The organism is Dickeya parazeae Ech586 (genome assembly GCF_000025065.1).
GTDB lineage: Bacteria > Pseudomonadota > Gammaproteobacteria > Enterobacterales > Enterobacteriaceae > Dickeya > Dickeya zeae.
The window spans coordinates 3,081,675-3,106,842 of sequence record NC_013592.1 but is presented as its reverse complement, the minus strand read 5'-3'; the positions used below and the strand labels follow the sequence as shown (position 1 = coordinate 3,106,842).

Genomic DNA, 25,168 nt, shown 5'->3' with positions numbered 1-25,168 from the left:
GTAAAACCGTAAAACCGTAAAACCGTAAAACCGTAAAACCGTAAAACCGTAAATAAGGAAAACAGCCTGAGGGGCATGATTCAGGCTGTTTGAGTTGGCCTGCTGGAGCGATTACAGCGGCGATTCCTGGCTGATTTCGTCCAGCGACAGGCTAAAACTCGGAATAAACACCGTCATGAAGTAATCCATTTCTGGGCTATGGCGTTGCTGGAGTGTTTTTTCCAGTCGCGCTTTGGCCAGCAGAAACTCATTATTCCCTGCTGATAGTTCTTCCAGACACTTCAGGTACGCGCAAAGTGCATCCGCCTGTTTAACCATCGCATGTTCTTCTTCACTGATGTGAGATTCGTCCAGCAGCGGGCTGAAGTCCTGTTGCAGTTCGGCAGGTAACATGGCGATCAGGTTCTGGCGGGCGATTTTTTCGATTTTCTTATATTCGTGGGCAATCTGTGCGTTGTAATACTTAATCGGTGTGGGCATGTCGCCGGTCAACACTTCGCTGGCGTCATGGTACATGGCCAGCAGGGCAATACGGCCAACATTGATATTGCCGTTGAATTTACGGTTTTTGATCACAGCAAGCGCGTGCGCGACAAAGGCGACCTGCAGACTGTGTTCGGAGACATTTTCTGTCCGGACATTGCGCATCAGCGGCCAGCGGCTAATGAGTTTCAGGCGGGATAAATGAGCGAAGAAGTGACTCTGGACCATGAACATCTCTCGGCGTAAGGCAATAGAGGTTTATTGTGGCGGCTCTGACATCAAGAAGCAAATCAGGGCCAGCCTGAAAAAAGCCGATGTGGTGAAAGGATCAGGAGAAGATAAAGGTTCAGAATAAAAGGAAGGTGCGTCCGGCACCGTGCAGAGCCGGACGCAACGCATTACTGGTGATACCCTTCCAGGAAACGGCCCAGTTTGTTGATTGCCATGTCCAGATCATCAACACGCGGCAGCGTCACGATACGCAGGTGGTCCGGTTCCGGCCAGTTAAACGCGGTGCCTTGCACCAGCAGCACTTTTTCCTGCAGCAGCAAGTCCAGTACCAATTTCTGGTCGTCGTGGATATTGAACCGTTTGGCGTCAATGCGGGGGAACATGTACAGCGCGCCATTCGGTTTAACACAGGAAACACCGGGGATCTGGTTAATCAGTTCCCAGGCACGATTGCGCTGTTCATACAAACGCCCGCCCGGATGGATGAATTCACTGATACTCTGGTAACCGCCCAGCGCGGTCTGGATAGCATGCTGCATCGGCACGTTAGCGCATAAGCGCATGGATGCCAGCATTTCCAGGCCTTCAATATAACCGCGGGCGTGTTTTTTCGGGCCATTGAGCACCATCCACCCCTGGCGGAACCCGGCGACGCGATAGGTTTTGGACAGGCCGTTGAAGGTCACCGTCAGCAAATCCGGTGCCAGTGCGGCAATAGAATGATGCTGTGCGTCGTCATAAAGGATTTTGTCGTAAATCTCGTCGGCAAAAATGATCAGGTTGTGCTGACGCGCGATTTCAACCACTTCCAGTAGCAGTTCTTTGCTGTATACCGCTCCGGTCGGGTTGTTCGGGTTGATAATGACGATCCCGCGGGTACGGGGGGTGATTTTGCTACGAATATCATCCAGATCCGGGAACCAGTCGGACTCTTCGTCACAGCGGTAGTGCACAGCGTTGCCGCTGGAAAGCGAAACCGCGGCGGTCCACAGTGGATAGTCCGGTGCAGGCACCAGCATTTCGTCACCGGTATTCAGCAACGCCTGCATTGACTGGACAATCAGCTCGGATACGCCATTACCGATGTAGACGTCTTCCAACGTGACATCACGCATATCGCGCGCCTGATAGTGCTGTACGATAGCCTTACGGGCAGAGTACAACCCTTTTGAATCACAGTAACCTTGCGCGGTTGGCAAATTGCGGATGACATCCACCAGAATTTCATCCGGGGCATCAAACCCGAAAGGCGCCGGGTTGCCGATATTCAGCTTAAGCACCTTGTTGCCTTCTTCTTCCAGTCGTTTTGCTTCTTTTAGTACTGGGCCACGAATATCGTAACAAACGTTTTCCAGTTTTTTCGATTTTTCTATCGGTGACATTTAACAAGCCTTTTACAGGATCCTATTCCTGATGAGTAATCGCCTAACGACACTAATGTACTCTTCTCGTTGTGTGTTTTGAAGAATCATTACTATGGCTGTGACGATGCTTCCAGATTAGTGATTATCGGCATGGCGGCGATAAATAGCATTTTCTGTTAACGGAATGTTCTGAAATTGTGGCTGTGTTTTTATTTTTCGACCACATTCCGACGTCGATGATCAGAACAGAACCATCTGGCTTCGTTCGATAATTCGAGCTGGCTCGCATAACGACGCGTTAATCATCTTATGGTGAGGGTCTGGGGAATATTTCGGTCACTTATTGACGTAATTGAGATACCTGTTTTCAGCGCTGAAACCGGTATCATAAAATGGCGGATGAGTTCTGGTGCCATAAAAACCATTTTTAAAATAGGGTAATAACAGAAGAGCAAGCAAATGTTTCTCTGTAGAGCAGCACGGAATGTTTCCTTATTGGTGATAAAATAAAAAGTGTCCAAGGTGCTGATAATAAAAAACCAGACTATTTAATCGAATAGCGTAAATGACCGTGCAGGAATAATAAAGAACAGGCATCTCCTACAGTAAATACGATAATTATTTTCTCGTTGGAATTCTCAGCGCATAACTTCATGAAAGTTTATGTTACACATGACATTTTTGTGTATTTTTTGATTATTTTACAAAAAAGAAATAATCTTTACATAAAAAATGTGTCACAGACTGATAGTAACTCACTGTATTAGTTGTGATTGTGTCCGGAGGCTGCAGAGCGCTTACGGATGGCAGGTTAGTGACAAAAGCATCGACAGAAGCAGATTCATCAGGCTGATTGATGGGTTCTGCGATGGGATTAAATCGCGATTTTAAACGGAATAGTGTGATTTGAAAGCCTGCTGATGTTTTGTGCGTAATGTCTTTTTCAAGCAAACAGACAATCAATGATGCACAAAGTATGCGTCAAAAGTGAAAAATAAGAGATGTCGTATATTTTGCTGGCAGCGGCTCGTAAAGTAAGCGCAATCAGAATCTTATATCTGCTGACAGTAAATTGTGGCGCAGTGAGATAGCTGGTGTTTTTTTCATTTTTATTTTACTATCTAAAATAATAAAAGGGTTCTTCTTGATGGTCTGATTCCGTAATAAGATGCTTAAATAAGGAGGGTGGGGGAGAGAGGTGATTCGGGGAAAGGAATATAGTAGCGATAGCCTTTTGCCGTAACCGTTCGTCTGCGATACTGTTCGTCTTTTATTGTGCATCCGACCGTTGTCGGGGCATCAACATCAACACCAGGTATGTTTGTTAAAAATTAAAATAGATAAGTGAAGAGCCGTATGACAAATACAAGTCGCCCTGTCCTCAACCTGGATCTCGATCTGTTGAGAACGTTCGTCGCTGTTGCAGATTTGAATACGTTTGCGGCAGCCGCTGTCGCTGTGTGTCGAACACAGTCGGCAGTAAGCCAGCAGATGCAGCGTCTGGAACAGTTAATTGGTAAGGAGCTGTTTGCCCGCCACGGGCGAAACAAGCTGCTCACTGAGCATGGCATCCAGTTTCTCGGGTATGCCAGAAAAATTCTGCAGTTTAATGATGAGGCATGCGCCTCACTGATGTATAGCGATATTCAGGGTACGCTGACTATCGGTGCCTCTGATGATACGGCGGATACTATTCTGCCTTTCATCCTGCAGCGTGTGACAACCGTATTTCCGAAATTGTCGATTGCGGTCAGTATCAAACGCAGCGCAGAAATGGCAGATATGCTGCAACAGGGGAAAATTGATCTGGTCATTACTACGTCTAATGCCGAGGATTTACCCCATGTGTTGCTGCGTACGTCACCGACGTTGTGGTATTGCGCTGCCGACTATCAGTATCAGCCGGGAGAGACCGTTTCTCTGGTGGTATTGGATGAGCCGAGTCCGTTCCGTACGTTGGCGCTCGAGCAATTGACCGCGGCGGGTATCCCGTGGAAAATTTCCTATGTTGCTTCTACGTTGTCTGCGGTGCGTGCGGCGGTGAAAGCAGGTCTGGGGATTACGGTTCGTTCAGTCGAAATGATGAGTCCGGAGCTGCGCGTGTTGGGTGAAGAAGAAGGGTTGCCTAAGCTGCCTGATACGCGTTACTACCTGTGCAAAAATCCGGATCATGACAATGAACTGACGAACGCCATTTTCGGCGCTATCGAGTCTGGTACACGCTCTCATCTGCTGCCGGTGAGTGCTGGATCAGAAAGCGATATGCGCGAGCCACCCAACGACTGATCTGTTACGCGATATTATCGATATCACGACATAGCGGGGCGACAAGCCCCACTATGTTCTGTCTTTTTGTTCCGTTTTTTTGCCCTGCCGACGCATTCCCCGCTTTGCACCTTGCAGAGGGAGTATCATCACATTTTCCAGTCGCTTATCGTCATTTAGCACCGTCGTTGTGTTCCCGTTTTATTAAAACTGCTTTTCTTTTTTTTTAAAGCTATGTTGACCGAATGAAAAGGTTAATGGCTGAGCAACTGGCGCAATTTTTTTACTAACATAAATGAAAAAAGTGTGTTCTGGATCAAAAAATACCCCTATTAACCCTATGGGGGAACAGGAATTCTTGTCGAAAATGGTATAGTCACCCAGCCTCTTAAGGGCTTTTTGCAGGAGGAATCGTTAACGTGGGGCGATTGACTGACTCGATTTAGTTACCGTGTTACACACAAAATGTTAACGAAACCACGTGCATGTAAAGTAATGTGCTGTTATTTTTAGTGGCGTTGAAAATAAGGTTACATAACAGGGAATCAGACCGCATTAAAGCGCTTCTTAACCTTATACGTTGTGGCGTTTTTGTGGCGAAAAATCCTTCCTTTTAATCGATGTGGCGACAAACTGCCGGGTAAAGAGCAGGTGTCTGATCACTTTTGATGAGTAAGCAAGAGTATGTCAACAACTACTGAAGTCCTCGCCCATCACTGGGCCTTTGCGCTATTCGTTATCATTGCTGTAGGTCTCTGCGGCTTTATGTTACTCGGCGGCTTCCTGCTAGGAGGCAGAGCCCGGGCTCGACACAAAAACATTCCTTATGAATCAGGTATCGCTTCCGTTGGCTCAGCGCGGTTGCGGCTTTCTGCCAAGTTTTACCTGGTTGCTATGTTTTTCGTTATTTTCGACGTTGAAGCTCTCTACCTTTACGCCTGGTCAGTTTCTGTCCGGGAAAGTGGGTGGATAGGCTTCGTCGAGGCTACAATTTTCATTTTGGTGCTGTTGGCTGGTTTGGTCTATCTGGTGCGCATCGGCGCGTTGGACTGGACGCCTGTGCGTTCCAAAAGACAAGTCGTGAAATCCAATGTCGTGACCCAGACCACTAACACTCATCAGCAGTAATAGCGAGGCATTTAGAAGATGGATTATACGCTCACCCGCATTGACCCGGACGGTGAGAACGACCGTTACCCCCTCCAGAAGCAAGAGATTGTCAGCGATCCGCTTGAGCAGCATGTCAATCGCAGCGTTTTCATGGGCAACCTGGAACAGTCGCTGCACAGCATGGTCAACTGGGGGCGCAGCAATTCCTTGTGGCCTTATAACTTTGGTCTTTCCTGTTGCTATGTAGAAATGGCGACATCTTTTACCTCTGTGCACGATGTGGCGCGCTTTGGTTCCGAAGTTATCCGTGCTTCACCACGTCAGGCGGATTTTATGGTCGTGGCCGGTACGCCGTTCTTAAAAATGGCGCCGGTCATTCAGCGTTTATACGACCAGATGTTGGCACCTAAATGGGTTATATCCATGGGAGCTTGTGCGAATTCCGGCGGTATGTACGATATTTACTCCGTAGTGCAGGGGGTTGATAAGTTCCTGCCGGTCGATGTGTACATCCCTGGATGCCCGCCACGTCCGGAAGCCTACATGCAGGCACTGTTGCTGCTGAAAGAGTCTATTGGTAAGGAACGCCGTCCTCTGTCATGGGTGGTAGGCGATCAGGGGGTTTACCGCGCGAACATGCAATCCGAGCGTGAACGTAAACGAGGCGAGCGCATTGCGGTAACCAACCTGCGTTCTCCTGATGAGATTTGACCCCTGTGAGTGAAGGCTGTAGTGGCTACGTAAGATCACGGTAAATTCATATCACGATAAACGTGTGTAGCCATCATCAGTCACAGAAATAGCACATTACTGTGGTGACATAATTTATGACAGATTTAACGACGCACGATGTCGCTCTGCCTGCATGGCAAACCCGTGATCATAGGGATGATCCGGTCGTTGGCGAGCTGTGTAACCGTTTTGGGCCGGAAGCGTTCACCATCCAGGCAACCCGTACCGGTCTGCCGGTAGTTTGGGTGAAACGCGAGCAATTGCTGGATGTAGTGGTTTTCCTGAAAAAACAGCCTAAACCCTATGTGATGTTGCTTGACCTGCATGGTGTGGACGAACGTTTGCGTACCCACCGCCAAGGGTTACCAGATGCCGATTTTACCGTTTTCTACCACTTTATTTCGATTGAGCGTAACCGCGATATCATGCTGAAAGTGGCACTGTCTGAAAACGATCTCAACATGCCTACCCTGACCAAACTGTTCCCTAACGCCAACTGGTATGAGCGTGAAGTGTGGGACATGTTTGGCATCACCTTCAAAGGCCATCCTCACCTGACGCGCATCATGATGCCGCAGACCTGGCAGGGTCACCCGCTGCGTAAGGATTTTCCGGCGCGAGCTACCGAATTCGATCCTTTCGTGCTGACCAAACAGCGCGAGGACATGGAGATGGAGTCCCTGACCTTCAAACCAGAAGAGTGGGGGATGAAGCGCGGTACGAATAACGAAGACTTCATGTTCCTGAACCTGGGGCCGAACCACCCGTCTGCGCATGGTGCCTTCCGTATCATCCTGCAGCTCGACGGTGAAGAGATTGTCGATTGTATCCCCGATATCGGCTATCACCACCGTGGTGCGGAAAAAATGGGTGAGCGCCAGTCCTGGCACAGTTATATCCCTTACACCGACCGTATCGAATACCTCGGCGGTTGTGTAAATGAAATGCCTTATGTGCTGGCGGTGGAAAAACTGGCGGGTATCGAGGTGCCGGAACGCGTGAAGGTGATTCGCGTCATGCTGTCCGAACTGTTCCGTATCAACAGCCACCTGCTGTACATCAGTACCTTTATTCAGGACGTCGGCGCCATGACACCGGTGTTCTTCGCGTTTACCGATCGTCAGAAAATCTACGATTTGGTCGAAGCGATTACCGGCTACCGTATGCATCCGGCCTGGTTCCGTATCGGCGGCGTTGCACATGACTTGCCGCGTGGCTGGGAGCGTCTGCTGCGTGAATTCCTTGACTGGATGCCGGCTCGTCTGGACACCTACATCAAAGCCGCGCTGCAAAACAGTATTCTGAAAGGGCGTTCACAGGGTGTTGCCGCTTACAACGCTAAAGAAGCGTTGGAATGGGGCGTAACTGGCGCAGGCCTGCGTGCTACCGGCATTGCGTTCGATGTGCGTAAAGCCCGTCCTTACTCTGGCTATGAAAACTTCGACTTTGAGATACCGGTGGGTGATGGCGTTAGCGATTGCTACAGCCGCGTAATGCTGAAAGTGGAAGAGCTGCGTCAGAGTCTGCGTATTCTGGAACAGTGCCTTAAGAACATGCCGGAAGGTCCGTTCAAGGCTGATCATCCGCTGACTACGCCGCCACCGAAAGAACGCACGCTGCAACATATTGAGACGCTGATTAACCACTTCCTGCAGGTTTCCTGGGGCCCGGTGATGCCGGCTAACGAATCATTCCAGATGATCGAAGCGACCAAGGGAATCAACAGTTATTACCTGACCAGCGACGGCAGCACCATGAGTTACCGAACCCGTATTCGCACGCCGAGCTTTGCGCACCTGCAACAGATCCCGGCGGTGATTCGTGGCTGTCTGGTATCCGACTTGATCGTATACCTCGGTAGTATTGATTTTGTCATGTCAGATGTGGACCGCTAATTATGCACGACCATAACAACACTCAGGATTCTATCGATGCTCCGGCGCAGGCCGCCAGCGATGTTTTTGTGTTAAGTGACACAGAGCGTGATGCTATCGAGCATGAAAAACACCACTACGAAGATGCGCGCGCGGCGTCTATCGAAGCGCTGAAAATTGTACAGAAACAGCGCGGGTGGGTACCGGATGGCGCGATTAATGCTATTGCCGATGTGCTTGGTATCCCAGCCAGCGACGTAGAAGGCGTAGCGACGTTTTATAGCCAGATTTACCGTCAGCCGGTAGGGCGCCATGTTATCCGCTACTGTGACAGTGTCGTGTGCCATATCACGGGCTACCAAGGCATTCAGGCTGCGCTGGAGAAAAAGCTGAATATCAAGCCGGGTCAGACGACATTTGATGGTCGTTTTACATTATTGCCGACCTGCTGTCTGGGGAACTGCGACAAGGGGCCGACGATGATGATCGATGAGGACACCCATAGTCAGTTGAAGCCTGATGATCTCGATTCGTTACTGGAGCAGTATCAATGAGTAAAAACATTGTTCTGACGGCTGAACAGCATCCCTTGACCTGGCGCTTGCGTGCAGACAAGCAGCCGGTATGGTTGGACGAATACCGCAGCAAAAATGGTTATGCCGGTGCTAAAAAAGCGCTGACCGGTATGGCACAGGATGAAGTCGTCACCCTGGTTAAAGATGCTGGTTTGCGTGGTCGCGGCGGTGCAGGTTTCTCCACGGGTCTTAAGTGGAGCCTGATGCCGAAAGACGAAAGCATGAATATCCGCTACCTGCTGTGCAACGCGGATGAGATGGAACCGGGTACCTACAAAGACCGCCTGTTGATGGAGCAGATGCCGCATCTGCTGGTGGAAGGCATGTTGATCGGTGCGTATGCGCTGAAAGCCTATCGCGGTTATATCTTCCTGCGCGGCGAATACGTTGAGGCGGCGGCCAATTTGCGCCGTGCTATCGCTGAGGCGACAGAAGCCGGGCTGCTTGGCAAAAACATCATGGGCACCGGCTTTGATTTTGAGCTGTTTGTCCATACCGGCGCGGGTCGTTACATTTGCGGTGAAGAAACGGCGCTCATCAACTCGCTGGAAGGTCGTCGCGCCAACCCGCGCTCTAAACCACCGTTCCCGGCTTCTGCCGGGGCGTGGGGTAAGCCCACCTGCGTTAATAACGTAGAAACGCTGTGCAACGTACCTGCCATTATCGAGCATGGCGTTGAGTGGTATCAGGGGCTGTCGGCTGGCAAGAGCAAAGATGCCGGCACCAAACTGATGGGCTTCTCCGGCCGTGTGAAAAATCCAGGTCTGTGGGAACTGCCGTTTGGCACTACTGCCCGTGAAATCCTGGAAGACTATGCCGGTGGTATGCGCGATGGTCTGACCTTAAAAGCGTGGCAGCCTGGCGGAGCGGGTACCGATTTTCTGACCGATGCCCATCTCGACTTACCGATGGACTTCGAAAACATCGGTAAGGCCGGTAGCCGTCTGGGTACGGCGCTGGCGATGGCGGTCGATAATGAGATCAACATGGTATCGCTGACCCGCAATCTGGAAGAGTTTTTCGCCCGTGAGTCCTGTGGCTGGTGTACGCCTTGCCGTGACGGCTTGCCGTGGAGTGTGAAGATTTTGCGTGCGCTGGAGCGTGGTGAAGGGCAACCCGGCGATATTGAAACGCTGGAGCAATTGTGCCGCTTCCTGGGGCCGGGCAACACCTTCTGCGCCCATGCGCCAGGTGCGGTCGAACCGTTGCAGAGCGCCATTAAATATTTCCGGGACGAATTCGAGGCAGGCATCGCCAGACAGGTGGTCAGTAACGCCAAACCGATTGGCGGCATTCAGCCCAACCTGCTGAAACAGCGCTGGTAATCACGTTGCCCGGTGTGTTGAGCATCATGCCGGGAATAAACGTCGATTCATCCCGCAGACAGAATTTTTGATTAGTGCCCGCCTGAGGTGGGCTGTTATGGAAGCATGCTGACTATGGCAACGATTCATGTAGACGGCAAAGAATATGAAGTGGACGGAGCGGATAACCTGCTGCAGGCTTGTCTGTCTTTGGGACTTGATATTCCTTACTTTTGCTGGCATCCGGCGCTGGGGAGCGTCGGTGCTTGCCGCCTGTGTGCGGTCAAGCAGTATCAGAACGCGGAAGATACCCGTGGTCGTCTGGTAATGTCCTGTATGACGCCAGCGTCGGATGGCGCTTATATCGCTATTGACGATGACGAAGCAAAGCAGTTCCGCAAAACCATTGTGGAATTTCTGATGACCAACCACCCGCACGACTGTCCGGTCTGTGAAGAGGGGGGGAACTGTCATCTGCAGGATATGACCGTAATGACGGGCCATAACTTCCGTCGTTACCGTTTCACCAAGCGTACGCATCACAACCAGGATCTTGGCCCGTTCATCTCCCACGAGATGAACCGTTGTATCGCTTGTTACCGTTGCGTGCGGTATTACAAGGATTACGCCGACGGTAAAGATTTGGGTGTTTACGGTGCGCATGACAACGTCTATTTCGGTCGTCCGGAAGACGGCGTGTTGGAAAGCGAGTTTTCCGGCAACCTGGTGGAAGTGTGCCCGACTGGGGTATTCACCGACAAAACCCATTCTGAACGTTACAACCGTAAGTGGGATATGCAGTTCGCGCCGAGCATTTGTCAGCAGTGCAGCGTGGGATGTAACACCAGTCCTGGCGAACGTTATGGCGAATTGCGCCGTATCGAAAACCGCTATAACGGCAGCGTGAACCATTATTTCCTGTGCGACCGCGGTCGTTTCGGTTATGGCTACGTCAACCTGAAAGATCGTCCTCGTCAGCCGTTGCAACGTCGCGGTGATGACTGGATTGCCCTGAATGCCGAGCAGGCATTGCAAGGTGCTGCCGATGTGTTGCGTCAGGCTAAACGTGTCATCGGTATCGGGTCGCCGCGCGCCAGCGTAGAAAGCAACTTCGCGTTGCGTGAGCTGGTCGGTGCCGACAACTTCTACACCGGTGTATCGCAGACTGAGCAAAACCGTCTGCAACTGATGCTGAAAGTGTTGAAGGAGAGTGGTGTCCGTACGCCTTCTCTGCGTGAAATCGAAAGCTATGACGCTGTGCTGGTGCTGGGTGAAGATTTGACCCAAACCGGGGCGCGTATTGCGCTGGCGGTCCGTCAGGCGGTGAAAGGCAAAGCGCGTGAGCTGGCGGCAGCCCAGAAAGTCGCCGACTGGCAGATTGCAGCTATCCTGAATATCGGTCAGCACGCCAAACACCCGCTGTTTGTCACTAACGTCGATAGCACCCGTCTGGATGATATCGCGGCATGGAATTACCGTGCACCGGTAGCAGAACAGGCTCGTCTGGGCTTCGCGATTGCCCATGCACTCGACAATGCCGCCCCGGCCGTTAGCGATTTACCTGCTGATCTTACCCAGAAAGTGGACGTCATCGTTCAGGCGCTGGCTGGCGCTCGCAAACCGTTGATTATCTCCGGCACCAATGCCGGTAGCGACGACGTGATCGCGGCAGCAGCTAACGTTGCCAAAGCGCTCAAAGCTCGTGGTTCCGACGTCGGCATCACGTTTGTCGCCGCCGCTGCCAACAGCATGGGTGTGGCCATGATGGGTGGTGGTTCGCTGGATGATGCACTGTCTCAGTTGGAAACCGGCGAAGCCGACAGTGTGGTGGTGTTGGAAAACGATCTGTATCGCCATGCGCCTGCAGCGCGTGTCGATGCGGCGTTGGCAAAAGCAACCAATCTGATTGTGCTGGATCACCAGCGCACTGCGATTATGGATAAAGCCAGTCTGGTGCTGTCTTCCGCCAGCTTTGCAGAAAGCGACGGTACGCTCATCAGTCAGGAAGGTCGTGCGCAGCGCTTCTTCCAGGTCTACGATCCGACCTACTACGACAGCAAGGTGATTATGCTGGAAAGCTGGCGTTGGCTGCATTCCCTGTATATCACCTATAACAGCCGTCAGGTGGACTGGACACAACTGGACCATGTTATTGACGCCTGTGTCAGCGCGCTGCCGCAACTGGCAGCAATTAAGGACGCCGCACCGGATGCTTCATTCCGCATTCATGGTCAGAAGTTGGCACGTGAGCCACATCGTTACAGTGGCCGCACCGCGATGCGTGCTAACATCAGCGTGCATGAGCCGCGTCAGCCGCAGGACCGCGACACCATGTTCGCCTTCTCAATGGAAGGGAACAACAGCCCGTTGGCTGAGCGTCAGCAGGTGCCGTTTGCCTGGGCGCCAGGCTGGAACTCACCGCAAGCGTGGAACAAGTTCCAGGATGAAGTGGGCGGACATTTGCGTCACGGCGATCCGGGCGTGCGCCTTATCGAAGCCGGTGAGGGTTCGCTGCCATACTTCAGCCAGATCCCCGCGCCGTTTGCTCCTCAACAAGGGCAGTGGCAGGTTGCACCTTACTACAATCTGTTTGGTAGCGACGAGTTGTCACAGCGCTCTGGTGTGATTCAGCAGCGTATGCCGCAGGCTTGTGCGGTAGTCAGTCAGGCTGATGCCGCGTTGCTGGGGGTTAATGCCGGAGCGTTGCTGGACATCACCTGTGGTGGTCAGACGCTGCGCCTGCCGGTGCGGTTAAGCGCAGAACTGCGTCAGGGCCAGATTGGTTTGCCGCTGGGCTTCCCGGGCATTGCTCCGGTGCTGGCGGGTGCGACCGTTGAAATGCTGCGGGAGGCTGCACAATGAGTTGGTTGACTCCGGATGTACTGGATATTCTGGCTACTGTCGGCAAAGCAGTCGTGATTCTGCTGGTCGTAGTCAGCTGCGGTGCGCTGATGAGTATGGGGGAGCGCCGTTTGCTGGCGCTGTTCCAGGGGCGTTACGGACCTAACCGGGTTGGCTGGGGCGGTTCGTTGCAACTGGTCTCGGACATGCTCAAGATGTTCTTCAAAGAGGACTGGACGCCGCCGTTTGCCGACAAGGTGATTTTCATCCTCGCACCAGTGATTGCGTTTACGTCGCTGCTGCTGTCGTTCGCTATCGTACCGGTTAGTCCAACCTGGCAGGTTGCCAACCTGAACATCGGGGTGTTGTTCTTCCTGATGATGGCGGGGCTGGCGGTTTACGCCGTACTGTTTGCCGGTTGGTCGAGTAACAACAAATACTCGCTGTTGGGTGCGGTACGTGCGTCGGCGCAAACACTGAGCTATGAAGTATTCCTCGGGTTGTCGCTGATGGGCGTGGTCGCGCAGGCGGGTTCGTTCAACATGGCGGATATCGTTAACGCGCAGTCCACGGTGTGGAACGTCATCCCGCAGTTCTTCGGCTTCATCACTTTTGCGATTGCGGGTGTGGCGGTGTGTCACCGCCATCCGTTTGACCAACCGGAAGCGGAGCAGGAACTGGCGGACGGCTACCATATCGAGTACGCCGGGATGAAATTCGGCCTGTTCTTCGTCGGTGAATACATCGGTATCGTGACGGTTTCTGCGCTTATCGTCACATTGTTCTTCGGCGGCTGGCATGGTCCTTTCCTGCCTCCGTTCGTCTGGTTTGCGTTGAAAACGGCGTTTTTCATGATGATGTTCATCCTGATTCGTGCGTCGTTGCCACGTCCGCGTTATGACCAGGTGATGGCATTCGGCTGGCGCGTATGTTTGCCGCTGACGCTACTGAACCTGCTGGTGACCGCTGCGGTCATTCTGTACAACGCTTGATAGGGGTGAATAAACCATGACACTGAAAGAACTTTTGATTGGTTTCGGCACCCAGGTACGCAGTATCTGCATGGTGGGTTCCAACGCGTTTAAAAAGCGTGAAACCAAAATGTATCCGGAAGAGCCGGTGAATCCACCGCCGCGCTTCCGTGGTCGTATTGTACTGACCCGTGATCCGGACGGGCAGGAGCGTTGCGTAGCCTGTAACCTGTGCGCTGTGGCCTGCCCGGTAGGCTGTATCTCTTTGCAGAAGGCGGAAATGAAGGATGGCCGTTGGTATCCGGAGTTTTTCCGCATCAACTTCTCCCGCTGTATTTTCTGCGGCATGTGTGAAGAGGCCTGCCCAACGACGGCAATTCAGCTGACCCCTGATTTTGAAATGGGTGAGTTCAAGCGCCAGGATCTGGTGTACGAAAAAGAAGATCTGCTGATCTCGGGGCCGGGTAAATATCCGGAATACAACTTCTACCGGATGGCCGGTATGGCTGTTGATGGGAAAGAGAAGGGCGAAGCCGAAAACGAAGCCAAACCCATTGACGTCAAAGGCCTGCTGCCCTAAGGAGCCAAGCATGGAATTCGCTTTTTATGCGACTGCGATTATTGCGGTACTGGCAACACTACGTGTCATTACCCATACCAATCCAGTACATGCATTACTTTATCTGATTATTTCGTTACTGGCGGTTGCCGGTGTGTTCTTCTCGCTGGGGGCGTATTTCGCCGGGGCGCTGGAGATAATCGTCTACGCTGGCGCCATCATGGTGTTGTTCGTCTTCGTGGTCATGATGCTGAACCTCGGTAATTCGGTGGATGAACAGGAAAAACTGTGGCTGAAACCTGCTGTATGGATAGGGCCGGGGGCGCTTTCTCTGATTCTGCTGGCGGTGATCGTCAAAGGGATTACCAGCATCACCGACCAGAATATCGTCGGTAATATGGTTGATGCGAAAGCGGTGGGTATCAGTCTGTTCGGGCCGTATGTACTGGCGGTTGAACTGGCGTCGATGCTGTTGCTGGCTGGTCTGGTGGTTGCTTTCCACATTGGCCGTGAAGATAAGCGCGGAGATCTGGTTGCCAAAGATCAGGATGCCGATAAGAAAATAACGGAGGAACGCGCATGATTCCGCTTCAACATGGTTTGCTGTTGGCGGCCATCCTCTTTGTACTGGGGCTGACCGGGCTTGTGATCCGTCGCAATCTGCTGTTTATGCTGATTTGTCTGGAAATCATGATTAATGCTGCGGCGCTGGCTTTTGTGGTTGCAGGAAGCTACTGGGGACAATCGGATGGTCAGGTGATGTATATCCTGGCTATTACGCTGGCCGCAGCGGAGGCCAGTATTGGTCTGGCGTTGCTGCTTCAGCTGTATCGTCGCCGTCAGACCCTGAATATTGATACTGTCAGTGAGATGCGCGGATGAACTTACTCTACTTAACTATTCTGTTTCCGCTGATCGGATTCTTGTTACTGGCTTTCTCTCGTGGACGCTGGTCGGAAAATGTTTCCGCGACCGTCGGGGTGGGGTCGATTGGTCTGGCCGCGCTGGTTACCGGCGGAGTGGTGATGGATTTTCTCAGCCAGCAACAGCCTGGCGGGGTGACCTTCTTCAGTCAACACCTGTGGAGCTGGATGACGGTAGGCAAGTTTGACATCAGCGTTACGCTGGCGTTGGACGGCCTGTCGTTGACCATGCTGTCGGTGGTGACTGGCGTGGGTTTCTTCATCCACCTGTTTGCTTCCTGGTATATGCGCGGTGAGGAGGGGTATTCCCGCTTCTTTGCCTACACCAACCTGTTCATCGCCAGCATGGTTGTGCTGGTGCTGTCAGACAACCTGCTGCTGATGTACCTCGGCTGGGAAGGGGTGGGGCTGTGCAGTTACCTGCTGATAGGCTTCTACTACACTAACCCGAATAACGGCGCGGCGGCGATGAAAGCCTTCATCGTTACCCGTGTGGGTGACGTGTTCCTGGCGATTGCGCTGTTCATCCTGTATCGCGAACTGGGTACATTGAACTTCCGTGACCTGATGGTACTGGCACCGCAGCATTTTGCTGAAGGCTCACCGGCTATCACCTGGGCAACGCTGATGCTGTTGGGTGGTGCGGTAGGTAAATCGGCTCAGTTGCCGTTGCAAACCTGGCTGGCGGACGCGATGGCCGGTCCGACACCGGTTTCCGCGTTGATTCACGCGGCAACCATGGTGACCGCTGGCGTGTATCTGATCGCTCGTACCCACGGCCTGTTCCTGCTGGCACCGGATGTGTTGCATCTGGTGGCCAATGTCGGCGCGATTACCTTGTTGCTGGCGGGTTTCGCCGCACTGGTGCAGACCGACATCAAGCGTGTGTTGGCCTACTCCACCATGAGCCAGATTGGTTATATGTTCCTGGCGCTGGGTGTTCAGGCGTGGGACGCTGCCATCTTCCATCTGATGACGCATGCGTTCTTCAAAGCACTGCTGTTCCTGTCGTCCGGTTCAGTCATTCTGGCCTGCCATCATGAACAAAACATCTTCAAGATGGGTGGCCTGCGTAAAACCATTCCGCTGGTATACGCCTGTTTCCTGGTGGGTGGCGCGGCGCTGTCGGCATTGCCGATGGTAACGGCCGGTTTCTTCAGTAAGGACGAAATCCTGGCCGGTGCCTGGGCCAACGGTCATATCAATCTGGTCGTTGCCGGTCTGGTGGGCGCGTTCATGACGTCGCTGTATACCTTCCGGATGATTTTTATCGTGTTCCATGGTGAAGCAAAAACCAAAGCCCACGCAGGTAAGGGAATCTCCCATCACTTACCGTTGCTGGTGCTGCTGGTGCTGTCCACCTTCGTTGGCGCTCAGATTGCGCTGCCGCTGCATGGCGTACTGCCAGCTACGACCGAACTTGAGCATGGTCAGGTCATGACGCTGGAAATCGCCTCTGGTGTGGTCGCTATCGCCGGTATTTTGCTGGCAGCCGCACTGTGGCTGGGCAAACGCCAGTTGGTGACCCGTGTCGCTAACAGTGCACCGGGTCGCTTCTTCTCAACATGGTGGTTCCATGCATGGGGATTCGACTGGCTGTACGACAAGGTGTTCGTCAAACCGTATCTGGCTATTGCGACATTGCTGCAGCGTGACCCGCTGAATGCGTTGATGAATATTCCAGCCATTATCACCCGTTGGGGTAACCGTGCGCTGGTCGTCAGCGAAAACGGGCAGGTGCGCTGGTATGCCGCTTCAATGGGCATCGGCGCTGTGGTGGTACTGGCGCTGCTGTTGCTGGTTTAAGCGATGCGGTAATGCAGAGGGGCGGGGGCGCGTAACATTGCGTGGCCCCGCAGGCAGCAAGTTTTTCGTTTTCTTTAATTTAGGGACACAAAACGCCATGCTACTACCTTGGCTGATTCTTATCCCCTTTATCGGCGGCCTGCTGTGCTGGCAGCTCGAGCGTTTCGGCACGCGTGTGCCGCGCTGGATCGCGCTGATCTCAATGGGGTTAACACTGGCGCTGTCATTGCAGTTGTGGCTGCAAGGCGGCTTCTCGCTGGCGACACCGACGGGCATTCCGCAGTGGCAGTCGGAGTTCATCCTGAACTGGATACCGCGTTTTGGTATCTCTATTCACCTGGCGCTTGATGGTCTGTCATTGCTGATGGTGGTGCTGACCGGCCTGCTGGGTGTGCTGGCGATCCTCTGTTCCTGGCGTGAGATTCAACGTTATCAGGGCTTTTTCCACCTGAACTTGCTGTGGATCCTCGGCGGGGTGATTGGTGTCTTCCTGGCCATCGACATGTTCCTGTTCTTCTTCTTCTGGGAAATGATGTTGGTGCCGATGTACTTCCTGATCGCGCTGTGGGGGCACAAAGGGTCTGACGGTAAAACGCGTATCGCCGCTGCGACTAAATTCTTTATTTATACGCAGGCGAGTGGTCTGGTGATGCTGATAGCCATTCTGGCGTTGGTGTTCGTTCATCATAACGCCACTGGCGAATGGACCTTTGACTATTCACGTCTGCTGAAGACCCCGATGTCTTATGGGCTGGAATACGCACTGATGCTGGGTTTCTTCATCGCTTTCGCGGTGAAAATGCCGGTAGTGCCGTTGCATGGTTGGTTGCCGGATGCGCACAGCCAGGCACCGACCGCAGGTTCCGTTGACCTGGCGGGTATCCTGCTGAAAACGGCGGCTTACGGTTTATTGCGATTCAGCCTGCCGCTGTTCCCGAATGCTTCCCATGATTTTGCGCCTATCGCGATGTGGTTGGGGATTATCGGTATTTTCTACGGCGCCTGGATGGCCTTTAAACAAACCGATATCAAACGCCTTATTGCCTATACCTCGGTATCGCACATGGGCTTTGTGATGATTGCCATTTACTCCGGCAGTCAACTGGCTTATCAGGGTGCGGTGGTGCAGATGATTGCACACGGCCTGTCAGCAGCGGGTCTGTTCATTATCTGTGGTCAGATGTATGAACGTCTGCACACGCGCGATTTGCGTCAGATGGGCGGATTGTGGGGCCGTATTCGTTACTTGCCTGCACTGTCGCTGTTCTTTGCAGTGGCTACCCTCGGGATGCCGGGTACCGGTAACTTTGTTGGCGAATTCATGATCCTGTTCGGCAGTTATCCTGTCGTGCCGGTGATTACGGTGATTTCAACGTTTGGTCTGGTGTTTGCTTCTGTGTATTCGCTGGTGATGATGCAACGTGCATTCTACGGTGCCGCCAAATCGGATGAGCCGCTGCAGGGTATGACCGCACGTGAACTGTCACTCATTCTGCTGCTGGTGGTACTGCTGGTGTTGTTAGGTGTTTATCCGCAGCCGATTCTGGACACATCCAGTGCGGCGATGGCAAATATCCAGCACTGGTTTACGTCAGCGGTTCAGAGTTCAACAATTTCAACGACAGGGCTGTAATTCGCCATGACAATAACTCCTCAACAACTGATCGCGATGTCGCCACTGTTAATCGTCGGATTGACAGTTGTGGTTGTGATGCTGTGCATTGCGTGGCGACGCAACCATTTTATCAACGCTACACTGACGGTCATCGGCCTGAACATTGCGCTGTTATCGTTGTATCTGGTCGGCCAGGTTGGGCCGACCGATGTGACCCCGCTTATCCGGGTCGATGGTTTCTCGATGTTCTATACCGGTCTGGTGCTGGCGGCGAGCCTGGCGACCAGTACCTTCGCGTACCCGTGGCTGGAAGGTTTCCCGGACAATAAAGACGAGTTTTACCTGATGGTGCTGATTGCGGCGCTGGGCGGTATTCTGCTGGCGAGCGCAAACCATCTGGCTGCGTTCTTCATCGGTATTGAGCTTATCTCCCTGCCGTTGTTCGGTATGGTGGGGTATGCCTTCCGTCAGAAGCGTTCGCTGGAAGCGGCGATTAAGTACATGCTGCTGTCTGCCGCTGCATCCTCATTCCTGCTGTTTGGTATGGCGCTGGTGTATGCCGATTCCGGCAGCCTGAGCTTCGCCAGTCTTGGCAAGAGCCTCGGTGATCACCAACTGCACGCACCGTTGCTGCTGGCTGGTCTGGGTATGATGCTGGTCGGTCTGGGCTTCAAGCTGTCGCTGGTACCGTTCCATCTGTGGACTCCCGATGTTTATCAGGGTGCTCCGGCTCCGGTGTCTACCTTCCTGGCGACCGCCAGTAAAATCGCTATCTTTGGTGCGGTAATGCGTTTGTTCTTGTACGCACCGCTGGTTGATAGCGAGTCGGTACGCACTACGCTGGGTATCATTGCTTTCGCATCGATCCTGTTTGGTAACCTGATGGCGGTGGCGCAGAGCAACATCAAGCGTCTGCTGGGGTATTCCTCCATTGCGCACCTGGGTTATCTGCTGGTGGCGTTGATTGCTGTGCAGACGCATCAGCTGGCACTGGAAACCATCGGTGTGTATCTGGCGGGTTACCTGTTCAGTAGTCTGGGCGCGTTTGGCGTGGTCAGCCTGATGTCCAGCCCGTACCGTGGCCCGGATGCGGATTCGCTGTTCTCTTACCGTGGGTTGTTCTGGCATAAGCCGATTCTGTCTGCGGTAATGACGGTGATGATGCTGTCACTGGCGGGTATTCCGATGACGCTGGGCTTCTTCGGTAAATTCTATGTTCTGGCGGTAGGCGTTAACGCTCACTTGTGGTGGTTGAGTGCCGCTGTCGTGGTAGGCAGTGCCATTGGCCTGTATTACTACCTGCGCGTACTGATCAGTTTGTACCTGAGTGCACCGCAGACACTGAACCGTGATACGCCGAACAACTGGGCGTTGACTGCGGGCGGTGTTGTCGTGCTGATTTCATCGGTGCTGGTGCTGCTGTTGGGGCTCTACCCACAGCCGCTGATTTCGCTGGTACAACTGGCGCAGCCACTGATGTAATCCCGTCCTCTGTGATAATGAAAGCCGCGCATGTCGCGGCTTTTTTTATACAGATGTCGTTAGTTCTTTGCTACTAAAGTGGTTTGTATGCGTTTACTGAAGTGCATCAGGCAAAGGCAGAAGAGCGTCGATGACAGACAGAGCGAAATGCGCTGGTGTAAGATAAGAACGGAAAACCGGATGACTATGCTAGAAACTAAAATCAGAAAAGGCTTGGATCAGAAAAAGCTTGAGGAAAACTAAAACCAGAAAGGAAATCGGGAATACGGCAAGGGAAATACCAGGAAGGGATAAAAACTAAAGCCGCCTGATCGAAGTGGGCGGCTTTTAGTCTGCGGCGTTCATCTTAAAACGGGCTGATGATAGAGCCGATACGTTCGCAGTAGCTCACGTAGATGTCGCCGAGTTTTTTGAAGAAGCTGATGAATGCGTTCATGTTGTATCTCCATTATTGTCGTTGGTGTTTTATGTGATGTTCATCACGGTTTTGATAATAATGGATAAGAAACGGCATTTCAACTTTTTCGTGATAAAAGTCACATTATTTTTACGAGTGTCGTGTGTGACGGTGAATAACGAGCCGCCAGCGGCAGGCTCGTCGTCAGATGGGTAACGTCAGAAAGCGGGTATCAGAGGGTGAGGTGCCCGTCAATCAAGGTGTTGCTGTAACCGCCAATCCATGGTTGGCCATCTATGTAGGATACGTTGACCCGGCCGTCACGGTACAGCATGGTGCCTTGACGTACCTGATAACCAAGCCGATGGTCTGCCTGTTCCGGTAACGGGCTGTGCTGAATCACCCGGGCAATACAGGCGTTGGCGCTACCGGTTACCGGGTCTTCCACTACAGCATCATTCAGCATAAAGAAGGCGCGCACTTCATAGTCAGTGGGCGTGCTATCGTCATGTGGTCCATAGATTGCCACGCCATCGGTCTGGGCGAGTTGCTGCAAGCGTTGCAGATGAACGGCGTCCGGACGAGCATTCAGGCAGGCTCGTGCACTTTCCATCCGTACCGTCAGCCAGCGTATCCCCATGTGGACATTGACAGGTCGGTTGTCTGCATGGTGTAAATGGCTACCGATGGCGGCGTCGAGTAATCCGTCATGCTGAGGGTCGAGTTCGGTCATGGTGGCTTCTGGTGCACGAAACGCAAGTTGACCGTCATCGCTTATCGCAACAGGTACCAGACCAACGCCACACTGCTGGATAAGCTGATGAGGGACATGTGGCGTCAGGCCAGACTCCAGTAATGCGTGCGCGGTGCCAAGCGTAGGGTGACCCGCGAAGGGCAGCTCGTCTTGCGGGGTGAAGATCCGTACCCGATAATCGGCCACAGGGTCATCCGGCGCCAGCACAAACGTGGTTTCCGACAAATTAGTCCAGCGGGCAATCGCTTGCATTTGCTCGTCGCTAAGCCCATCGGCGTCCAGAATGACAGCGAGCGGATTTCCTTTAGCAGGATGCTGGCTGAATACATCGACTTGTTTGAAACGGCGTGATGACGGCATCTGATTTTTCCTTGTGCAAGCTGGGTCAGCATCCATTATGTACGCCCGGTTACGCGCTGTCGTGCCTGTTTTCAATTAGCGTTTGGTCTGCCGGGGGCCGATGGCGGCTATTTCCCCTCCATCTGATTAAAAAATGTGCTTTAATCGCCGGGATTCTGGGTCTCGCTTGTGGCATAATGCGCGCCAAATCACATTCCGAATCGAGTAAGTGCTGTGCTGGTAACCAATAATATTACGATGCAATTCGGCAGTAAGCCGTTGTTTGAAAACATTTCTGTCAAATTTGGCGGCGGTAATCGCTATGGTCTGATCGGCGCCAATGGGTGTGGCAAATCGACGTTTATGAAGATCCTTGGCGGCGATCTGGCACCGAGTGCGGGTAACGTCGCTATCGATCCGAATGAGCGGATCGGTAAATTGCGTCAGGATCAGTTCGCGTTTGAACAATATACCGTGCTGGATACGGTCATCATGGGTCACGTCGAGCTGTGGGAAGTGAAGGAAGAGCGTGACCGCATCTATGCGCTGAGCGAAATGAGCGAGGAAGACGGTTACCGGGTGGCCGATCTGGAAGTCAAATACGGCGAAATGGATGGCTATAGCGCCGAGTCACGTGCAGGTGAACTGCTGTTGGGCGTGGGTATTCCTCTGGAGCAGCACTATGGACTGATGAGCGAAGTCGCACCCGGCTGGAAACTGCGTGTGTTGCTGGCACAGGCACTGTTTTCCAACCCGGATATTCTGTTACTGGACGAACCGACCAACAACCTGGACATTGATACCATCCGCTGGTTGGAACAGGTGCTGAACGAACGCGATAGCACCATGATCATCATTTCCCATGACCGTCACTTCCTGAATATGGTGTGCACCCACATGGCGGACCTGGATTATGGCGAACTGCGAATTTATCCGGGCAATTACGATGAGTACATGACCGCGGCAACGCAGGCGCGTGAACGTCTGCTCTCGGATAACGCCAAGAAGAAAGCACAGATTGCCGAGTTGCAGTCGTTTGTCAGCCGCTTTAGCGCTAACGCGTCCAAATCACGTCAGGCAACATCCCGTGCGCGCCAGATAGAAAAAATCCAGTTGGAAGAGGTGAAAGCCTCCAGCCGTCAAAACCCCTTTATTCGTTTCGAGCAGGATAAGAAACTGTTCCGTAACGCGCTGGAAATCGACAGCCTGACCAAGGGTTTTGATAATGGGCCACTATTCAGCCAGCTAAAAATGCTGGTGGAAGTCGGGGAAAAAGTCGCGATTCTGGGTACCAACGGGATCGGTAAATCTACCTTGCTGAAAACACTGGTGGGTGAACTGGAGCCGGAATCCGGCTTGGTGAAGTGGTCGGAAAACGCGCGTATTGGCTATTATGCGCAGGACCACGAGTACGAGTTTGACGATGAGCTGACGGTATTTGACTGGATGAGTCAGTGGAAGCAAGAAAACGATGACGAGCAGGCGGTACGCAGCGTGCTGGGGCGTCTGCTGTTTTCTCAGGACGATATCCGTAAAAAAGTCAAAGTGCTGTCCGGTGGGGAAAAAGGGCGGATGCTGTTCGGCAAGCTGATGATGCAAAAACCGAACGTGCTGGTGATGGACGAACCGACCAACCACCTGGATATGGAATCCATCGAGTCGCTGAATATGGCGCTGGAGCTCTATCAGGGGACGTTGCTGTTCGTGTCGCATGACCGTGAATTCGTCAGCTCACTGGCCACTCGAATTGTCGAGATCATGCCGGGTAAAGTGGTTGATTTCAGCGGCAACTACGAAGACTATCTGCGCAGTCGCGGAATCGAATAACATTCAGCGTATTGACGAGAAGCAGCCATTACCGGCTGCTTTTTTTATTGCGTGAAATGTTAAAACGCCGCGCAGCAGAATCATGACAGCGGTGAGATAATCAAAATCCTGAATAAAAAACCACCACAGGGCATACTTTTATCTTTGCGACTGGCAGCAATATTATCCTGCAATTACACTTTTAAAAGTAAAATAGCTAAAGTAACCGATTGAAGCGAAAGTGAGTGATAAAGATAAATCAATAATTAAAGAATGAAATCAAATAAAAACACGATTTAATAAAATGATTTAAAATCAATATCATGACAATTTTATTATAACTGATATAAGACGTAGTTAAATCGATTAAGCTATTCTGGATCACAAAAAAATATGTGTTTGTCACGCATTGAGATATTTTCTCATTTAATCTCAGTCCGGTGCTTTTAAAAAAGGAATGTCGCGAAGAACTTCACAGAAGACGCATAAATAGAATGGTTATTCCCCGGCCGATTGATAGAGATCAAGTCGGTGACGTTATTCTCCTCATTATTCTATGCCGACACGGAAATGTGTTACTCCGACTTGGCTACAGGAGAATAATAAAGAATGAATGGGGAAAATATGATGCTTTCCCATCACGGTATCAATCGCCGTGATTTTATGAAGCTATGTGCAGCACTTGCCGCCACCATGGGGTTAAAAGAGGCCGCTGCCGCAGAGATGGCACAGTCACTGACGTCTCCCCAGCGTCCGCCGGTGATCTGGATTGGCGCTCAGGAATGTACCGGGTGTACCGAATCCCTGTTACGTGCTACCCACCCGACCATTGAAAATCTGCTACTAAACACCATTTCGCTGGAATACCACGAAGTCCTCTCTGCCGCATTTGGCGAACAGGCTGAGGAGAACAAGCACCGGGCTATCGAACAGTACAAAGGTAAATATGTTCTGGTGGTAGACGGTTCCATCCCGCTGAAAGATGGCGGCATCTATTGCATGGTGGCCGGTAAGCCGATTGTCGAGCATATTCGCGCCGCCGCTGAGCATGCTGCTGCTATCGTCGCTATTGGGTCTTGTTCTGCCTGGGGCGGGGTACCCGCCAGCGGTTCTAACCCAACGGGAGCCGTCAGCTTGCAAGCGGTGCTACCGGGTAAAACCGTTATCAACATTCCCGGTTGTCCACCCAACCCGCATAACTTCCTGGCGACCGTGGCGCACATCATTACCTATCAGCGTGCACCCGCACTCGACAGCCAGAATCGTCCCACCTTTGCTTATGCCCGCCTGATTCACGAGAACTGCGAACGTCGTCCGCATTTCGACGCAGGTCGGTTTGCCAAAGAGTTTGGCGATGAAGGGCACCGGCAGGGATGGTGCCTCTATCATCTTGGTTGCAAAGGGCCGGAAACCTACGGCAACTGCCCGACGCTGGAGTTTTGTGACGTGGGCGGCGGCATTTGGCCGGTGGGGATCGGGCATCCATGCTACGGCTGCAACGAGCAGGGCATCGGTTTTACCAAGGGTATTTTCCAACTGGCGAATGTGGAAAATCCGACGCCACGTGTTGAAAAACCGTCGGTGACCAGCCCGGAAGGCGGCAACAGCTCCGCTACCGCGACAGGGCTTATCGGCGGCGTGCTGGGGGCGGTAGCCGGTGTCAGCCTGATGGCAGTACGCGAATTGGGTCGGCAGCAAAAACAGCAGGACGCCGGCAACGCATCCCGGGAGGGTTAA

Annotated in this window: 20 protein-coding genes; 17 read left to right on the top strand and 3 right to left on the bottom strand. The window is 52.6% G+C overall.

What is annotated here, in order from left to right; genetic code table 11:
- Positions 1-111: 111 nt before the first annotated feature.
- Positions 112-711 carry a 5'-deoxynucleotidase gene (yfbR, locus tag DD586_RS13575; RefSeq protein ID WP_012885402.1) on the bottom strand — a complete coding sequence of 200 codons (600 nt, stop codon included), beginning with the start codon at positions 709-711 and terminating at the stop codon, positions 112-114.
- Here yfbR and DD586_RS22375 point away from each other — a divergent pair.
- Positions 710-838: a hypothetical protein gene (locus tag DD586_RS22375; RefSeq protein WP_264183294.1), complete on the top strand. Its 129-nt coding sequence runs from the start codon at positions 710-712 to the stop codon at positions 836-838. The genes yfbR and DD586_RS22375 overlap by 2 nt on opposite strands.
- A gap of 43 nt (positions 839-881) precedes the next feature.
- Here DD586_RS22375 and DD586_RS13570 read toward each other — a convergent pair whose 3' ends face one another.
- Complete coding sequence (locus DD586_RS13570; RefSeq protein WP_012885401.1) at positions 882-2,096, bottom strand: pyridoxal phosphate-dependent aminotransferase; 1,215 nt, start codon at positions 2,094-2,096, stop codon at positions 882-884.
- 1,338 nt (positions 2,097-3,434) lie between these two features.
- On the opposite strand from DD586_RS13570, the gene lrhA reads away from it, so the two are divergent.
- The 14 genes from lrhA to nuoN all read left to right on the top strand — a co-directional run bounded on the left by lrhA (position 3,435) and on the right by nuoN (position 20,135).
- Entirely contained in the window at positions 3,435-4,364 is a 930-nt protein-coding gene (lrhA, locus tag DD586_RS13565) for a transcriptional regulator LrhA (protein WP_012885400.1), read from the top strand.
- A gap of 663 nt (positions 4,365-5,027) precedes the next feature.
- Entirely contained in the window at positions 5,028-5,471 is a 444-nt protein-coding gene (locus DD586_RS13560; protein ID WP_012885399.1) for an NADH-quinone oxidoreductase subunit A, read from the top strand.
- An 18-nt stretch (positions 5,472-5,489) separates the two neighbouring features.
- Positions 5,490-6,164, top strand: a complete 675-nt coding sequence (locus DD586_RS13555) for a NuoB/complex I 20 kDa subunit family protein (RefSeq protein ID WP_012885398.1) — start codon at positions 5,490-5,492, stop codon at positions 6,162-6,164.
- Between the two features lie 116 nt (positions 6,165-6,280).
- Entirely contained in the window at positions 6,281-8,080 is a 1,800-nt protein-coding gene (gene nuoC / locus DD586_RS13550; RefSeq protein ID WP_012885397.1) for an NADH-quinone oxidoreductase subunit C/D, read from the top strand.
- 2 nt (positions 8,081-8,082) lie between these two features.
- Positions 8,083-8,613 (top strand): NADH-quinone oxidoreductase subunit NuoE, encoded by a 531-nt coding sequence (gene nuoE, locus DD586_RS13545; protein WP_012885396.1) that lies wholly within the window; start codon positions 8,083-8,085, stop codon positions 8,611-8,613.
- Positions 8,610-9,959: an NADH-quinone oxidoreductase subunit NuoF gene (nuoF, locus tag DD586_RS13540; RefSeq protein ID WP_012885395.1), complete on the top strand. Its 1,350-nt coding sequence runs from the start codon at positions 8,610-8,612 to the stop codon at positions 9,957-9,959. The genes nuoE and nuoF overlap by 4 nt, the downstream gene beginning before the upstream one ends.
- 114 nt (positions 9,960-10,073) lie before the next feature.
- Positions 10,074-12,800 (top strand): NADH-quinone oxidoreductase subunit NuoG, encoded by a 2,727-nt coding sequence (nuoG, locus tag DD586_RS13535; RefSeq protein ID WP_012885394.1) that lies wholly within the window; start codon positions 10,074-10,076, stop codon positions 12,798-12,800.
- A complete protein-coding gene (gene nuoH, locus DD586_RS13530) occupies positions 12,797-13,771 on the top strand; it encodes an NADH-quinone oxidoreductase subunit NuoH (RefSeq protein WP_012885393.1) in 975 nt (324 codons plus the stop codon). The genes nuoG and nuoH overlap by 4 nt, the downstream gene beginning before the upstream one ends.
- Positions 13,772-13,787: 16 nt before the next feature.
- Positions 13,788-14,330, top strand: a complete 543-nt coding sequence (nuoI, locus tag DD586_RS13525; RefSeq protein WP_012769140.1) for an NADH-quinone oxidoreductase subunit NuoI — start codon at positions 13,788-13,790, stop codon at positions 14,328-14,330.
- Between the two features lie 10 nt (positions 14,331-14,340).
- A complete protein-coding gene (gene nuoJ, locus DD586_RS13520; RefSeq protein WP_012885392.1) occupies positions 14,341-14,892 on the top strand; it encodes an NADH-quinone oxidoreductase subunit J in 552 nt (183 codons plus the stop codon).
- Positions 14,889-15,191, top strand: a complete 303-nt coding sequence (gene nuoK / locus DD586_RS13515) for an NADH-quinone oxidoreductase subunit NuoK (protein WP_012885391.1) — start codon at positions 14,889-14,891, stop codon at positions 15,189-15,191. The genes nuoJ and nuoK overlap by 4 nt, the downstream gene beginning before the upstream one ends.
- Positions 15,188-17,038, top strand: coding sequence for an NADH-quinone oxidoreductase subunit L (nuoL, locus tag DD586_RS13510; protein WP_012885390.1), 1,851 nt, complete (start codon positions 15,188-15,190; stop codon positions 17,036-17,038). Before nuoK ends, nuoL begins: the two co-directional genes overlap by 4 nt.
- Before the next feature lie 97 nt (positions 17,039-17,135).
- Positions 17,136-18,671, top strand: coding sequence for an NADH-quinone oxidoreductase subunit M (gene nuoM, locus DD586_RS13505; RefSeq protein ID WP_041164492.1), 1,536 nt, complete (start codon positions 17,136-17,138; stop codon positions 18,669-18,671).
- A 6-nt stretch (positions 18,672-18,677) separates the two neighbouring features.
- Positions 18,678-20,135, top strand: coding sequence for an NADH-quinone oxidoreductase subunit NuoN (nuoN, locus tag DD586_RS13500; protein WP_012885388.1), 1,458 nt, complete (start codon positions 18,678-18,680; stop codon positions 20,133-20,135).
- Positions 20,136-20,764: 629 nt separating this feature from the next.
- On the opposite strand, the gene DD586_RS13495 is transcribed toward nuoN, so the two are convergent.
- Positions 20,765-21,646 (bottom strand): PhzF family phenazine biosynthesis protein, encoded by an 882-nt coding sequence (locus tag DD586_RS13495; RefSeq protein WP_012885387.1) that lies wholly within the window; start codon positions 21,644-21,646, stop codon positions 20,765-20,767.
- Positions 21,647-21,859: 213 nt separating this feature from the next.
- Here DD586_RS13495 and DD586_RS13490 point away from each other — a divergent pair, with 213 nt between their 5' ends.
- A complete protein-coding gene (locus DD586_RS13490; protein WP_012885386.1) occupies positions 21,860-23,452 on the top strand; it encodes an ABC-F family ATPase in 1,593 nt (530 codons plus the stop codon).
- Between the two features lie 588 nt (positions 23,453-24,040).
- The gene (gene hybO, locus DD586_RS13485) at positions 24,041-25,168 is read left to right on the top strand and encodes a hydrogenase 2 small subunit (RefSeq protein WP_012885385.1); all 1,128 of its coding nucleotides are present in this window, start codon (positions 24,041-24,043) and stop codon (positions 25,166-25,168) included.

Coding starts and splice junctions, on each gene's coding strand:
- nuoE (WP_012885396.1), top strand. CDS start 8,083: ATGCACGACCATAACAACACTCAGGATTCTATCGATGCTCCGGCGCAG.
- DD586_RS22375 (WP_264183294.1), top strand. CDS start 710: ATGAACATCTCTCGGCGTAAGGCAATAGAGGTTTATTGTGGCGGCTCT.
- nuoF (WP_012885395.1), top strand. CDS start 8,610: ATGAGTAAAAACATTGTTCTGACGGCTGAACAGCATCCCTTGACCTGG.
- nuoJ (WP_012885392.1), top strand. CDS start 14,341: ATGGAATTCGCTTTTTATGCGACTGCGATTATTGCGGTACTGGCAACA.
- yfbR (WP_012885402.1), bottom strand. CDS start 711: ATGGTCCAGAGTCACTTCTTCGCTCATTTATCCCGCCTGAAACTCATT.
- lrhA (WP_012885400.1), top strand. CDS start 3,435: ATGACAAATACAAGTCGCCCTGTCCTCAACCTGGATCTCGATCTGTTG.
- nuoL (WP_012885390.1), top strand. CDS start 15,188: ATGAACTTACTCTACTTAACTATTCTGTTTCCGCTGATCGGATTCTTG.
- nuoG (WP_012885394.1), top strand. CDS start 10,074: ATGGCAACGATTCATGTAGACGGCAAAGAATATGAAGTGGACGGAGCG.
- DD586_RS13555 (WP_012885398.1), top strand. CDS start 5,490: ATGGATTATACGCTCACCCGCATTGACCCGGACGGTGAGAACGACCGT.
- nuoM (WP_041164492.1), top strand. CDS start 17,136: ATGCTACTACCTTGGCTGATTCTTATCCCCTTTATCGGCGGCCTGCTG.
- DD586_RS13560 (WP_012885399.1), top strand. CDS start 5,028: ATGTCAACAACTACTGAAGTCCTCGCCCATCACTGGGCCTTTGCGCTA.
- nuoN (WP_012885388.1), top strand. CDS start 18,678: ATGACAATAACTCCTCAACAACTGATCGCGATGTCGCCACTGTTAATC.
- nuoK (WP_012885391.1), top strand. CDS start 14,889: ATGATTCCGCTTCAACATGGTTTGCTGTTGGCGGCCATCCTCTTTGTA.
- DD586_RS13495 (WP_012885387.1), bottom strand. CDS start 21,646: ATGCCGTCATCACGCCGTTTCAAACAAGTCGATGTATTCAGCCAGCAT.
- hybO (WP_012885385.1), top strand. CDS start 24,041: ATGAATGGGGAAAATATGATGCTTTCCCATCACGGTATCAATCGCCGT.
- nuoH (WP_012885393.1), top strand. CDS start 12,797: ATGAGTTGGTTGACTCCGGATGTACTGGATATTCTGGCTACTGTCGGC.
- nuoC (WP_012885397.1), top strand. CDS start 6,281: ATGACAGATTTAACGACGCACGATGTCGCTCTGCCTGCATGGCAAACC.
- nuoI (WP_012769140.1), top strand. CDS start 13,788: ATGACACTGAAAGAACTTTTGATTGGTTTCGGCACCCAGGTACGCAGT.
- DD586_RS13570 (WP_012885401.1), bottom strand. CDS start 2,096: ATGTCACCGATAGAAAAATCGAAAAAACTGGAAAACGTTTGTTACGAT.